Annotated in this window: 9 protein-coding genes and 5 pseudogenes; 4 read left to right on the plus strand and 10 right to left on the minus strand. The window is 59.8% G+C overall.

Features of this window, described 5'->3' with window-relative positions; all coding sequences use genetic code 11:
* Nucleotides 1-536: 536 nt before the first annotated feature.
* Both V1289_RS15460 and V1289_RS15465 read right to left on the minus strand, forming a co-directional pair.
* Entirely contained in the window at nucleotides 537-1,571 is a 1,035-nt protein-coding gene (locus V1289_RS15460; RefSeq protein ID WP_334397723.1) for an amidohydrolase family protein, read from the minus strand.
* Nucleotides 1,572-1,683: 112 nt separating this feature from the next.
* Nucleotides 1,684-3,585: a flavin-containing monooxygenase gene (locus tag V1289_RS15465; RefSeq protein ID WP_334397724.1), complete on the minus strand. Its 1,902-nt coding sequence runs from the start codon at nucleotides 3,583-3,585 to the stop codon at nucleotides 1,684-1,686.
* Between the two features lie 544 nt (nucleotides 3,586-4,129).
* Between V1289_RS15465 and V1289_RS15470 the strand changes: the two genes are divergently transcribed.
* From V1289_RS15470 to istB, 3 genes and pseudogenes are all read left to right on the plus strand, one after another.
* Entirely contained in the window at nucleotides 4,130-5,065 is a 936-nt protein-coding gene (locus V1289_RS15470) for a LysR family transcriptional regulator (RefSeq protein WP_334397725.1), read from the plus strand.
* A gap of 284 nt (nucleotides 5,066-5,349) precedes the next feature.
* Nucleotides 5,350-5,592, plus strand: coding sequence for a hypothetical protein (locus tag V1289_RS15475; protein WP_334397726.1), 243 nt, complete (start codon nucleotides 5,350-5,352; stop codon nucleotides 5,590-5,592).
* A pseudogene (gene istB / locus V1289_RS15480) lies at nucleotides 5,589-6,432 on the plus strand (IS21-like element helper ATPase IstB). The gene V1289_RS15475 and the pseudogene istB overlap by 4 nt, the downstream one beginning before the upstream one ends.
* Nucleotides 6,433-6,550: 118 nt before the next feature.
* Here the strand turns inward: istB and V1289_RS15485 are convergent.
* Nucleotides 6,551-6,762, minus strand: a pseudogene (locus V1289_RS15485) (transposase); the annotation flags it as partial.
* Between V1289_RS15485 and V1289_RS15490 the strand changes: the two are divergent.
* Nucleotides 6,741-7,220 (plus strand): annotated as a pseudogene (locus V1289_RS15490) (ATP-binding protein); the annotation flags it as partial. The pseudogenes V1289_RS15485 and V1289_RS15490 sit on opposite strands and share 22 nt — an antisense overlap.
* A 229-nt stretch (nucleotides 7,221-7,449) precedes the next feature.
* On the opposite strand, the pseudogene V1289_RS15495 reads toward V1289_RS15490, so the two are convergent.
* From V1289_RS15495 to V1289_RS15525, 7 genes and pseudogenes are all read right to left on the minus strand, one after another.
* Nucleotides 7,450-8,035, minus strand: a pseudogene (locus V1289_RS15495) (IS110 family transposase); the annotation flags it as partial.
* A 72-nt stretch (nucleotides 8,036-8,107) separates the two neighbouring features.
* Nucleotides 8,108-8,389, minus strand: a complete 282-nt coding sequence (locus tag V1289_RS15500) for a hypothetical protein (protein WP_334397727.1) — start codon at nucleotides 8,387-8,389, stop codon at nucleotides 8,108-8,110.
* Between the two features lie 774 nt (nucleotides 8,390-9,163).
* Nucleotides 9,164-9,418 (minus strand): annotated as a pseudogene (locus V1289_RS15505) (porin); the annotation flags it as partial.
* A gap of 420 nt (nucleotides 9,419-9,838) precedes the next feature.
* Entirely contained in the window at nucleotides 9,839-11,050 is a 1,212-nt protein-coding gene (locus tag V1289_RS15510; RefSeq protein ID WP_334397728.1) for an ABC transporter substrate-binding protein, read from the minus strand.
* 234 nt (nucleotides 11,051-11,284) lie between these two features.
* On the minus strand, nucleotides 11,285-11,458 hold the full coding sequence (locus V1289_RS15515; protein WP_334397729.1) for a hypothetical protein: 174 nt from the start codon (nucleotides 11,456-11,458) through the stop codon (nucleotides 11,285-11,287).
* Nucleotides 11,459-11,510: 52 nt separating this feature from the next.
* Nucleotides 11,511-12,215, minus strand: a complete 705-nt coding sequence (locus V1289_RS15520) for an ABC transporter ATP-binding protein (RefSeq protein WP_334397730.1) — start codon at nucleotides 12,213-12,215, stop codon at nucleotides 11,511-11,513.
* The gene (locus V1289_RS15525) at nucleotides 12,199-12,888 is read right to left on the minus strand and encodes an ABC transporter ATP-binding protein (protein WP_334397731.1); all 690 of its coding nucleotides are present in this window, start codon (nucleotides 12,886-12,888) and stop codon (nucleotides 12,199-12,201) included. The genes V1289_RS15520 and V1289_RS15525 overlap by 17 nt, the downstream gene beginning before the upstream one ends.
* Nucleotides 12,889-12,948 lie beyond the last annotated feature (60 nt).

The following is a 12,948-nucleotide window of genomic DNA, read 5'->3' on the forward strand; positions in this document are numbered from 1 at the left end:
AGAGAATCACAGCTTCAGATTCGTGGGAATCCCAAACTCGAATTTGCAAGAAAATCGCTGCCCAAACCTCAATTTCCGGCAAATCCAATTGCCGAAATTCCCGCCATTTCTATTGCCAATCAATCGCTTCGGGATATTTCACGGTCGACTAAGTAGCGTACGGCTCGCGCGACAACGGCGCCACGCGAGCTTCACCTCGGCTCGACCGGCTGATGCGGCGCGGCGCGGATCGGCGATCACGTCCCTGCCGGCCTCCGCGCCAGTGATCCGCACGATCGCGCGGCAGACGCGGGTGTAGAGGTCCGTGAAACTCTCGCCACCGGGCGTGCGGGCTCGTTGACATCTGCAAGTCAACTGGTGCCGGCGGGACGGCCCGCGAGAAACAGGGCGCGGTTCATGCCCTGCCGCTCGCCGAGATGTGTCCCGCGAACGCTGCATCCTTGCTCATATCAGCAGGTCTCGGAACGTCGGCGGCTCAGATCGCTTACCGCGGTCTGATGCGTGCGAGATCAAGCACGGTTATGTGCCGCATCCCATTAGCGTAACAAGTAGCATTTCTCCGCCGTACCATGAAATGACAATGCTTTCTCAGATGGAGACGCGTCGGCCACTATTTTCTTGAAAGCATTCCAGACCGAGACGTAACTATACATGCCCTTGTCATACGGAAAGTTGCTTTCGAACATGCACCTATCCGCACCGAAGATCTCTATGGAAGACACGATCCACGGCTTCCAATCGGTCGCAAGTTGGTCTGAGTGCGGTGGCAAGTCATGGTTGTGATAGTCGAATCCGTTGACAGACATGCCCAAGCCGCCAAGCTTTACAAAGACGTTAGGGTGGCTTGCCAGTTCCTTCATGCCGGCGGTCCATTCGCGGACAACCTCATCGCGCCGCCCTCGATATGGTCCGAACCCAAGCGGTCCGCCGGTATGATCGACAACAATGTGCGTCTCACGAGCCTGGCTGGCGACCTTCGCAAGGTCTTTGAGTTGTGTATGGTACTGCCATCCATCGCATGTGAAGCCTAATTCACCCAGCCGGCGAACTCCCTTTTGGAACCGCGGATCACGCAACAGGTCACGTGGCGGGATAACGGAGGTTTGAGGCTCCATCGCGTCATCCCAGGCCGCCGAATGGCGTATGCCCCGGAAGCGGCCGCCACCCGCCTCGCGATGTGCCCGCAGGACATCGTCGAGATGGGGTCCGCGCAGATCCGCAAACCCGATAATTCCCTTGCAAGCCTGCGTCTTGCCCGATGCGAAGCGGCTCGCGAAAGCTGCTACGGTTTCGGTCTCTCCCACGGGACGAAAATCCTCCGGCCCCTCCGTGCGATGCTGCCAGGCGCACTGCACGAAAATCGTAGCTACTATGTTATGGCCGCTGGAAACGTCTGCTGATAGCTCCCTCTCCAGGTACTGGGCCAACTGCCTCCCCTGGAAAACGCGGTCATTCCAGAGGTGATGGTGCGCATCGATGATCGGCAATGAGGGGTCGATGGCATCTTCTCGAACACGCTCAAGCCAACTCTCACGAACAAGCGGCTGCAGATACGACCCTGCTGCTGTCATTAAAGCTGCTTCCTTTATATATTTATATAGCCGGTTTGTCCTGCGATGCCTCCACTCCAACGCCGGAAAGTGTGTCCTGGCACTGCAATCTGGCGCCGGGGTGTAGCCGCGGTCAGCGAAGGTCGAAGTCGTTGAAATCCGGATTGGACAACATATCGTGGTATTTCGCCCCACCGAACGGCATGTTGGTAGCGGCACGCCCGAATTCGTTGACGTAGTAACTGCCCGAGTATTCCTTTCCGCCGCCGCGCACGTTGAGTTTCTGCGCTTCGTCGTTCTTCTCGTTGTAAGCAGTATAGCCTGCCTCCGTGACCGCGGCGGAGTGCAATCCGCTCTCGATGACATGCTTGGCGACGGTCACGGAGTATCGCGCCCAGCATTCGATCCAAGTGTAAAGCCCGCCGAATGTAGCCGTCGCGTTCGGCCCATAGAAGATGAAGAAGTTCGGGAAGTTGGGAAGCATCAGCGAGAGATAGGCGCGCGGTCCATCCTTCGCCCATAATTCAGCCGGTATCTTGCCATTCCGACCAACAATCTTTGTGTCGCCGAAATAGTCTGTGATCGCGAATCCAGTGGCACTGACGACGAGATCGAATTCACGCTCTTGGCCGTCCGCAGAGACAATTCCTTCTGGCGTAAAGCGAAGGATTTTGTCTGTTACCAATTCGACGTTGTCGCGCTTTAGCGAGTCGAACCACCCACTGTCGACAATAACGCGCCGTGCCATCGGCGGGTACGAAGGGATAAGCTTTTTGGCCAACTCTTCGTTCGATCCTATCTGCTCCAGAATATAGCTTTTCATGTATCGACGACTTCTGTCGTTGTATTCGGAAATAAGGCCACCCTTGGCAATCCAGTCCTGATCGATGATTGTAAGGTGTTCGAGTCCGTGCGTTTTGACAAAATTGGCATAGACAAGCCAATTCCAATAGTAAGGCATGTTCTCGGACAGATAGTGCTCTCCGGCAGTGATTTTTTCCCTGTAATTGGGCATACCGACCACCCACTGCGGCGTTCGCTGGTAGATCGTCAGTGACTTAGCCTCTTCTGCCAGAGGCGGCACCATTTGGACACCGGTCGCTCCGGCGCCGACAAGGGCGATCCGCTTGCCCTTGTGGGAATAGCTCGTATCCCATCTGGCAGAGTGGAATATCTTGCCCTTGAAATCTTGGATCCCTTCAACCTTGGGGAGTTTCGGGTGCGTGAATTGGCCCGTCGCATTGAAGACGAAGTTCGATCGGAGAATCTCCTCCTTGCCGTCGGGCCCCGCGATCCTGACGGTCCACTTGCCTGATTCCTCGTCCCAGGTGGCGCCCAGCAGACGCGTAGCGAGGCGCAAATGTGGCCTGATGCCGTACTTGTCGACGACATGGTTCATATACTTGGCGCTTTCAGGGGCCGTCGGGTAGTGCTCCGACCACGGATACTGCTTTTCAAACTTAAACTGGTAGGCGTGAGACTGGATGTCGACGCGGCAGTCGGGGTATTTATGAACCCACCAGGTTCCTCCGACCCCGGACTCCCGCTCGATCACTGTATAGGGGATGCCCAAGTGTTCGAGCAGAACTGCGATGACGATTCCGCTGGCCCCACAGCCGACAACCGTGGCGTGATAGGTTGAAAGCACCTCGTCGCTGGGACGCTTCGTCCATTCCACGTTGCGGGGGTGCGGTTCGAACGCGAGTTCCTCGTAGCCTAGCCGCAAGTATTCGTTGCTGTAGTTGTCACCTGTGTAAAGCTTCATTAAACGCTTTGACTCGTCGAACGAGGGAGGAGGTGGCACATCCGCGGGCGGATTGAGGAGCACCTCCAAGGCCCGCTTCTTGATTGTGTCGTGGTGCTTGGAGTCGACCATCGCCACGTTAAAGACACCGCCCCATACGGGCTGCTTGTAGGTCTCCATCTTGGAGAATACGGGATCGCCGGTAAGCTGTAGCAGCGACATGCGCAGTGCATTTAGATCGGCCTTTTCAAGCGCGGCATTAAGCTCGGCTGTCGACATTTTCTGGTTCATTCTTGGGTCCTCCTAAGTCATTGTCAGCACGGCGCATGTGCAACGTTGTGGGTATTGCGAGCAGCATCTAAACTGGTTTCATGTGAGCAGATTGCCGTCGCCGCCGAACAAGCTCGGCAAATGCACGGCGTTCGGGGGCCGCACGAAATCGGTGCCCCTTATGCTAGGCTGGAGCTGCCGCACATCGCACGAAGGTCAACGAGACCACATAGCGCCCGCCACCACCCGCGTAGTGCCCTCGTAGCGATCGGCGACCAATCCCGCCGTCGACCGGAGAACAAGGTCATTAACCATCGTCATCAATCCACCTCAAAGTGAGCACTTCGTCCCCTCCCTCAGGTCACGCTTGACCAACCGTCGTCTTCCAACGACACGTCGCGGGCCGAACGATTGCGCCGCTCGCATTAACAGATCGCTTCTCGAACAGGAGCGCGAACTTGGTACGGAACGGACTCAATGCACTCTTGCTACTCGGAGTATTGACGCAAACGCGGCTAAATGAAAATCTCATATCCGTACGTCGTCCGCTGAAGGAAACTCATCAATGCACCGCAGCGATTTTTCGGATCTCAACACGTTCCTAGCAATCGCCGATCATCTCAGTTTTCGCGGGGCAGCAGCCCAGCTGGGGCTAACCTCATCTGCCCTCAGCCATTCAATACGGCAACTCGAGGAGCGCCTCGGCAGCAGGCTGCTGCATCGAACGACGCGCAGCGTGTCTTTGACGGACTCCGGAATTCGGCTTCTGGAGCGCCTTCGGCCTGGGATGGAGCAGATCTCAAGTGCGCTGGAGGAGTTGAAGGACCAGCAGCATCGGCCTTCGGGCCGTTTACGCATCTACACCCATACGGATTTGACCCTGCGCACGGTCATAGCGCCAATATGGGCGCGATTTCTGTCCAGTTACCCCGAGGTGCGCCTTGAGCTCTGTGTCGAGCCCGCGCCGATAGATCTTGCTTCGACAGGATTCGATGCGGGAGTGGCGGCGCGAAGCCGCGTACCTGCGGAAGCGATCGCGATTCGTGCGAGCAACCCGATACAAATAGCGGTAGTAGGGAGTCCCGGCTATCTTGCGAAGCGCTCCGTGCCGCGCACGCCGGACGATGTCGCATCGCATCGATGCGTCGCATTACGGCTTTCCCGCGACGGTGAGTTGTACCGCTGGGTCTTCGAACGGAACGGCAAAAAAAGGATCATTTCCCCTCCGGCCGTCGTGACCGTGAATAGTCCTGATGCAGCCGCTCAAGCATCAGTGGATGGCATCGGATTAGCGTACCTGGCCGGGGACCTCGTCCGACCCTTCCTCAAAACCGGCAAGCTGATCCAAGTACTCGAGGAGTGGTCGCCCAGCATTGAGGGCTATCACCTTTATTATCAGAGCCGTAGACAACCTTCCGCGGCGCTTCGCGCCCTCATCGACATGGTGCGCGCTCCCCCCAAAGTGCCATCCGACCACACGTCCGTGAAGAATCCGTTTTGAATCGAAAGGACAGGGGCAGCAAACTACAATGCCGTTCACACGGCCTTCGTTTCTGCTTCAGTTCTCGGATTGCTCGCGTCAACGCATTCCAAGCCGCCGCATGAAACGTGGTCTTGTCGCCATCGTACTCTAATAATCCAGCAAAACCTTTGCAGCTAAGTTCACGAGTTGAATTTTGTGCTCAGGAGATCATCCATGTTCGCGACCAGCTCTTCCCGCGCGCAGATTGCAAACGTCTGTTCGAGACCTTGCGGGAACACGGTGATGACCGACGCGCCTGCAAGGTGACGGTCGAGCTTCTGGCGCTGGCCCACGAGCGAGCCTGCGAAGCCGAGCTCGCCAAGGCGATCGCGATCGATCTCGATGCCGGACGGTTACCCGATCTTGCAGCATTGCGCGACCGCTTCCGCCCCGGGACGAGCTCGATCCCGAGCGTCGCAGTCAAGCTGGGGCCGCTCGACGTCTACGATGAGCTGGCTTCCGTCAGCATGGTGTCGGTCCACTCCAGCCAGGGAGAGGCGGCATGACCAGCATAGCGACGTTCATCGATGCCGCCCGCGTCGAGTTGCTGCTCAATGAGCCGTGCCCGCCCGGCGTCAAGACGATTTGGCCGAAGCTCGCTGCGCGATCGGATAAGGAAGGCTGGCGCGCCGCCCGCTTCCTCGCCGCCCTTGCTGAACACGAGGCCGCCGATCGTACCCGCCGTCGCATCGAGCGACATATGGTGGTAGCGAGTTTGCCCGCTGGCAAGACGCTCGCCACGTTCGACTTCGAAACTTCAAAAGCGTCCCGATGCTGTCAAAGGCACAGGTGACGGCGCTCGCCGCTGGCGACGTCTGGTTGAAGACCGGCGCCGATCTGTTGCTGTTCGGTCCAGCCGGCGGCGGCAAGACCGATCTCGGCGCAGCGGTCGGCCTGGCTCTCGTCGAGGACGGTGGCACGTTCTCTTCGTACGCACCACCGATCTGGTGCAGCGGCCGCAGGTAGCGCGGCGCAAGCTGGCTCGGGAGTCCGCGATCGCCAAACTTGACCGTCACGACCTCCTGATCCTCGACGACATCACATATGTGAAGAATCAGGCGGAGATCAGCGTACTGTTCGAGCTGATCGCCGCCCGTTACGAGCGACGCTCGCTACTGATCACGCCAATCAGCCGTTCGGCGAGTGGGGGCGTATCTTCCCAAATCAGGCGATGACGCTGGACCATCGATCGTTTGGCCCACCACGCCACGATCCTCGAGATGAACGTCGAGCGCTACCGGCGAAAAGTTGCCCTCGATCGCAAGCGCGGTCCAGGCCGGCCGCCCGTTCACGCCACTCCAAACGAGCTCGACAAAACCATGATTAACGCTGACAATGCAGCGTGACTGTCGCGCAGTGTCAATCACAGCCTGCCAAACCGCGGCCAGCGTCAATTATCATCTGACTCGGCCGCCTCGTCTCATCTTGATTGACGCTCCGTTCTCATCCTGATTGTCGTGCCGTAGCCTGAACGAACAGGGCGCGCAGATAGCGATTACCGCGCCTTGATATGCTGTCAAGGATTGTCCGGTCGCCCGTCGATATTTGCTTCGGCACCAGCCCGAGCCAGGCGCCGAAGTGGCGGCCTTTGGAGAATACGTCGCCGGCGCTGATCGCGGCGACATCGCGCTCGAAATGATGGGGCCGATGCCGCGGACCGTCATCAGCCGCTCGCAGTGCGCTGGCGCAGAGAGCCTGCCGTGATGGCTATACGGTGCATTACGCACGTGTGCCGCGCCTCTTTGCCGATCTCGAACTGGCCCACGGAGACGGCCGCTTCGCGCGTCTGTTCCGCACGCTTACCAAGGCCGATCTGCTGATCCTCGATGACTGGGGCCCAGACCGGCTCTCGGCCAACCAGCGGCGCGACCTCATGGAGATCGTCGAGGACCGTTATGGCGCCGGTTCGACGCTGATCACCAGCCAGTTGCCGGTCGATGCCTGGCACGAGGTCATCGGTGATCCGACCTTCGCCGACGCTATCCTCGACCGCCTCGTGCATAACGCCCATCGTCTTGCGCTCGATGGGCCATCGATGCGCGATCCCAAGACGGCCAAGTCGGATACCACATCGCCGCGGCCGAGCGCCGCGGATACGACGGTCACGAAACCGCCGACAGGAGCGAAGAAATGAACAACGCGCCCTCCGGCCCGCCCATGCGCGGCGCTGCGTTTGACTCGTGGCGGTCACTTCGCGCCGCGCACGGGCTCCACCTATCGCTTGACCCGAACCTCAAATACTGAGATCAGAAAATAAATCCAACGGCGCCATCAAGCTCGTGCGCCGCCCCGGTCGTCATCGACCGGATCACGTGGTCTCCATGCGCCGGACAGCGTGGTCGCCTTCCCCGGTATGCGCACTCGCAGTGCTGACCTTGGCGGACGAGCGTTTCAATCTCGCCGGAGAGACCTTCGATGCGCGCATCCAGGCGGCGCCAATCTGCTGGCAGGTCTGCGATGATGTGCACCATGCGGAGCCAGAGGACATCGTTTCGCGGCGCCAAGATGCCCGGCAGCTCGGCACGTAGAAAACGCAACCGCAACTCACCAGCCGCTCGCGCACGCGGTCCAGGGCCTGCAAGTCGAGCAGCGCGGCGGTCTTGGTCCCAACGAACTTCATGGTCGGGCGTTGCACCGCCTCGGCGATCGCCTCCGCATCGCGGAAGTGTCCTTCTGTCCCTTGCTATTCGGCCACACGTATTTGGCTGGCATCAGCCGGGCATCGTGGCCGAGTACCTGTAGCTTGCGGCCGAGATGATGCGCGCCGACGCAGGCCTCCATCCCGATCAGGCACGGCGGCAGGTTGGCAAGTCGCGCCTCTACCTGGCCACGCGACCATCTCTGTCGAAGTACGATCCGACCACGCCGGTCGTGCCCCACAACGTGGAACGTGTTCTTGCCGATATCGATGCCGACCACGGCGATTCCGCAGCTAGATTTCAGAGACATGGCGTGCTCCTCTTCGGTGCCCCGAGCCAGCTTCGATCACTGGCGGAGCTGGAGCACGGCCGGACCATCCCATTAGCGGTGAATGACTCCGTTGAGAAACTTCTGCAGCGTCTCGAGCGCGAGCCGCATGGTCTCGGCATCGTCTTCGAGGGGTATCCCCTCAATGAGGCCGTTCTTGACGTTGCGGATGCAGGCCGCGCCGAGCTCGACCAGGCTCTGCTCGTCGAGCGGGCCACCGGCGTTGACGTGGTCGATGATCAGGGTGGCGAAGTTCTGCAGTCCGATCGCGGCAGTACCCATCTGGGCGACGACGCGGGCCACTTCATAGATCGAAACGGGGTTACGGTCGGACATCGGTGCCAAGACTCTCCAATTCTCAAATCTATCCGACCTACGGGCCGGGCCATAGTTTGCCTGATCCGGGGCTCATGGGGCTATCAATCCGCCGAGTACTAAGTTGCTGGTCCCCTTGCCTGCTCCAGCCGCACTCGTGCCCGGACTAGCGGATTTCTACTCGGCGGCAGGTTCGATGTCCTCTGTGCTGCCCCGGTTTGGTGCCCGGTCCGGCGCGCCCAGGCAGCTCCGGGAAGCTGCGCCGTCCTTGGGACAACGGGTGCGCCGGACCCAGCCTCGGTTCAGGACAGCCATTACGAGCTAACTCATAACAACGGGCATGTATGATGAATTGTGTTCAGTAGATCGTTGAGAAATATGCGCTGCTCGCGAATTCCGCCCCCGGTCTAAATTTGGTTCCCGATGGAGAAGGCGCAGGCGATGCGCATGCTCGAGCGTTCCATCGTGGGCTTTCCGGAGACGCTGCGTGACGGCATCGCGAAGCTGGTCGCCGAGACGGACGCCGACGAGCTCATCGTCGTATCCGACGTCTACGACCATGCATTGCGGCTGCGCTCCTTCAAGCTCATCGCCGACGCTGCTGGCGCTGTCTCTGATCGCCAATTGAGGCAGGCTGAGTCTCGGTCCACGAGCAATGTTCCCGAGAGACTCGAAAAAGGCGTCGACCAGGGAGATATCGGCGATCGAAGACGGCGGCAATGCCGATCCGGCCGGGCTGCGCCGTATTGCGGGGCGGCGGAGATCTCCCGCTCTTACACAAAACTTCTGACACTCCCAATTGCTGAAGCGGTTCGCTGCGCCGCCAGCACCAGAGTCTGGGGTCAGATTCATACTATCGGAGTTCAATGCGGTCCAGAAGCGCAGATAACCACCGAGCTTGATGCACGTGTCATTGCCCAGGATATAGTAGAATCCGGCTCCATAATACAGGGAGCATACCTTCACGTACTCTACCGGCTTTGCCTTCACGGAAAGATCGGCAGCCCGTACTCCACCCTGCGCGATCAGACCTGCGGCCGAACCGAGCAAAGGCTCTTCGCCACTCTCATAGTAGCCCCCTCCAATAATCTAATCTCAACGTGCCGCGAGACATTTGCCGGGCACCGGCTCGAGCTTCTCCACCACACCGGCCGAAGCCTTGCGCCAAGGCTTCGGCGCGGATGACCCATTTGACGACTGCGGCCACGCTCTTCTTCAAGTCAAGCGCGAGGCTACGGCGTACGGTTGAAGCGGCCCTCGACGGACGCGCCGCCGTCGCATCCTGGCGGGGCCCGATGGATGCCCACGATCTCGGTGCCCAGGTCCGACAGCAACGTGCGGCTGAACGGGACGGGCTCACCCGCCCAGTTCTATGAGGCGCAGCCCGGCCAGAGGACACTGTGCAACATGATTTATATCCATCCATCTACGTGCATGATAGCCTGCCGCGTGCTTGCGTGCCGGGCTTGCCTATTCCGCCTGCCGAAGCTTGAGCACCTCAGCCTCGGAGGGCCGGACGGTGCGACCGGGAATGGGTTCGGTGACCGCTAAAACGGGCTGCTGCAATTCGTCGCTGTACTCGATGCGCCCGACGAAAATCGGGCCGTCGGCCTGGTGGTCATACTTGGCAAAATGCAAGGGCCCGCGCGTCGAACTGAACTCGTTCGTCTCGATGGCTTGGATGATGGGATCCGCATCGGTGGTCTTGGCGATGGTCGCGGCCTGCGCCCAAGCCATCACACAGTCGTAGGCCAACGTCGTATAGTCGGATGGCAACATCCCATATCTCGCCTTGAACTTCCCGATGTACTCGCTCGACTGCGGGTTGGCCTTGGCCAGGTAGGCCGCAGGGGCGCGCTGTGAGCCCTCGCTGCCGACGGCAGCGGACTCACCTAGCGCTTTCAGCGCCGTTTCGTCATACATCGCGTTGAAGTTGCTGTTGATTCTCTTGAAGAACCCGATCGCCGTGGCCTGCTTCGAGAAGGTTATTAGATCGTTGCCGGACAGTCCCGAGTAAACGTAGTCCGGCTTGGCCGCAAGTATCTTATTGATGCTTGCCGTGTAGTCGACGGCGCCAAGCTTCGGATAATCTTCGACGACGAACTCCACTTGCGGATTCAGCGCCTTCAAGAATGCCTTAAATCTGGCAACGGTCGACCTTCCCCCGGCGTAGTCGGGTATCAGGAGTGCGTAACGCTTGTATGGCAGCTTCGCCAACCGTGCGGCCTTCGCTCGCGTCTCTAGATAGACGTTGGGCGTGACCGAGAACATGTAAGGCTGAAACTCCTTGATCGTAATTTCATCGGCTCCGGCAGACGCCACGCACATAGGCACCTTCAATTTGGCGGAAACCGATTTAGTTACGGCAAGCGTGGTTGTCGATGACTGAGGCGCCACCAGCATCACCGCGCCGCCGCGAACCAACGCCGTGGTCTGGTCGATCGCGCGTCCGGGGTTGGTGCCATTATCCTGGTATTCCAGCTCAACCTTGCGGCCAAGAACACCATCCCTGTTGTTCAGAATCTCAACAGCATATTGCACACCGAGAAGGGCATCCTTGCCCAGTTGGGCAAGTGGCCCCGACATATCAAACGAGCCGGCGATCTTGATCGGCGCGCCCGTTTGCGCGCTGACAGACGCCGCACTCATGCAAAGTACCACGGCAAGTACTGTTCGTTTCATGTTTGTCTCCCCTCTATTGATCGGTGTTTGCGATAGTCCTGTCTGCCTGGAATTAGCGTACAGCAGTTCCCCCCGAGCTCAGCTCAAGTCATGTGACGGGGCCGCGGGTCATGTCACCTTCTTCTCGTCGATCATGATCGCCGGCGCGTTCGTATTCCCCGCCGTAACCTTCGGCATGATCGATGCGTCGAATCACGCAAACGCTCTACCCGCGCACCCGCAAACGCTCATCCATCACCGTCGGACGCCATTGCCTACCTTGCAGGTCCCGACCTGACGCAAGCCAGTGCTACCGTTTGCCTTCATGTGGTCGATCAGCTGCTCGTCGGTTGACGGCGCCGGCTCGGGCAGCATCTCGGCGACGATACGGGAATCCGCACCGACGACGGTGTAGTCGTATGCCTCCATGAGAGCCCGTTTTCCTTTAATCAGCGTTGCGACGGAGTCGATAGTTGCATGGTCATGCTGCCGATGATGACGCGCGCGAACACCCGCGGTTACCGTTCGTGTGCGTAAGCGGCGCGATATCGCCCTTGTCGATTGCGTACCAGCGATGGCAGATTAGGTCGGTGAACTTGATGTTCTGCTCCGCGAGCAGGATTCCAATGCCGGACGAGCACAAGGCTTTGATGGCTTCGGCCAGTCGCAACACGATGATCGGCGCGAGGCCTTCGCTGGGTTCATCCAGAAGGAGCAGTCTTGGCCGCAGCAGCAGGGCCCGGCTGATCGCTACCATCTGACGTTCGCCACCCGACAATTGGCCTGCGTAGCGTGCGCGCAACGCCACCATCTCCGGGAACAGCCGGTACACGTAGTCGAGTTGCTCCTGCGTGGTACGCCTCGTCCCGATCGTGAGGTTCTCCTCAACGCTCAGCGAACGGAACAGGCGGCCGCCACTCGGTACGATTGCGACGCCGGCGGCCACACGTTTGTTCGGGGCGACGCCGAACAGCTCCTTGTCGTCGACGAGAATGGATCCGGTTGTCGCGTCGATCAGCCCGGCGACCGCGTTGATAAAGGTTGTTTTTCCCGCACCGTTGCGGCCAAGCAGTCCCACTACCTCGCCAATACGGACCGACACGTTCGCATCGCGGACGACCCTGACGTGGCCGTAGCCCGCGTCCATCCCCGCGACGCGCAACACTTCGTCAGAAGTCTTCGCCAAAATAAGCCTCCTTCACGCGAGAATCCGACCGCACGACCTGCGGCTCGGCGTCGATGAGCACTTTGCCGGCTACTAGCACGACGATGCGGGTGGCGAAGGAAAAGACCACGCTCATGTCGTGCTCGACGAACACAATCGGAATCCGCTCGCTTGCCGCGATCGCGCGGATCAGACCGAGGCACTCGTGCGATTCCCCCCGCCCCATTCCTGCCGTCGGCTCATCGAGCAGCAGCAGGCGTGGTTTGGTGGAGAGCGCGACCGCAAGTTCGAGCGTGCGCTGATCGCCGTATGAAAGATCGCCTGCTGAGATGGAGCGCTTCGCCGCAAGTCCCACCTTCTCAAGGACAGCTTCGGCCTCGGGTTTCAGCGTGGCCGACGCGCGCCGGAACATATTCCAGGAAAGCCCACGCGCGAGCATCAGGCCGATCTGCACATTCTCCAGCACCGTCGAAGACCGGAAGACACTGCTAACCTGGAACGAGCGACCGAGGCCGCGCTTCACCCGCTGCCAGGGCGGCAAGCCGGTGACCGGTTCGCCGAATAGGCGCACCTCGCCGCTGTCAGGTCGTTTTCGTCCCGTCAGCAGGTCGAACAAGGTGCTCTTGCCGGCGCCGTTCGGGCCGATGAGAGCGACAGCCTCACCCTCAAGCACGTCAAGCGAAACGCCGCTCACCGCGACAAAACCGCCGAAAGATTTGGAGACGTTCGACGCGCTCAGCGCCGGCGGCGGATT

It is taken from the genome of Bradyrhizobium sp. AZCC 2289 (assembly GCF_036924615.1).
In the GTDB taxonomy this organism is placed as follows: Bacteria; Pseudomonadota; Alphaproteobacteria; order Rhizobiales; family Xanthobacteraceae; genus Bradyrhizobium.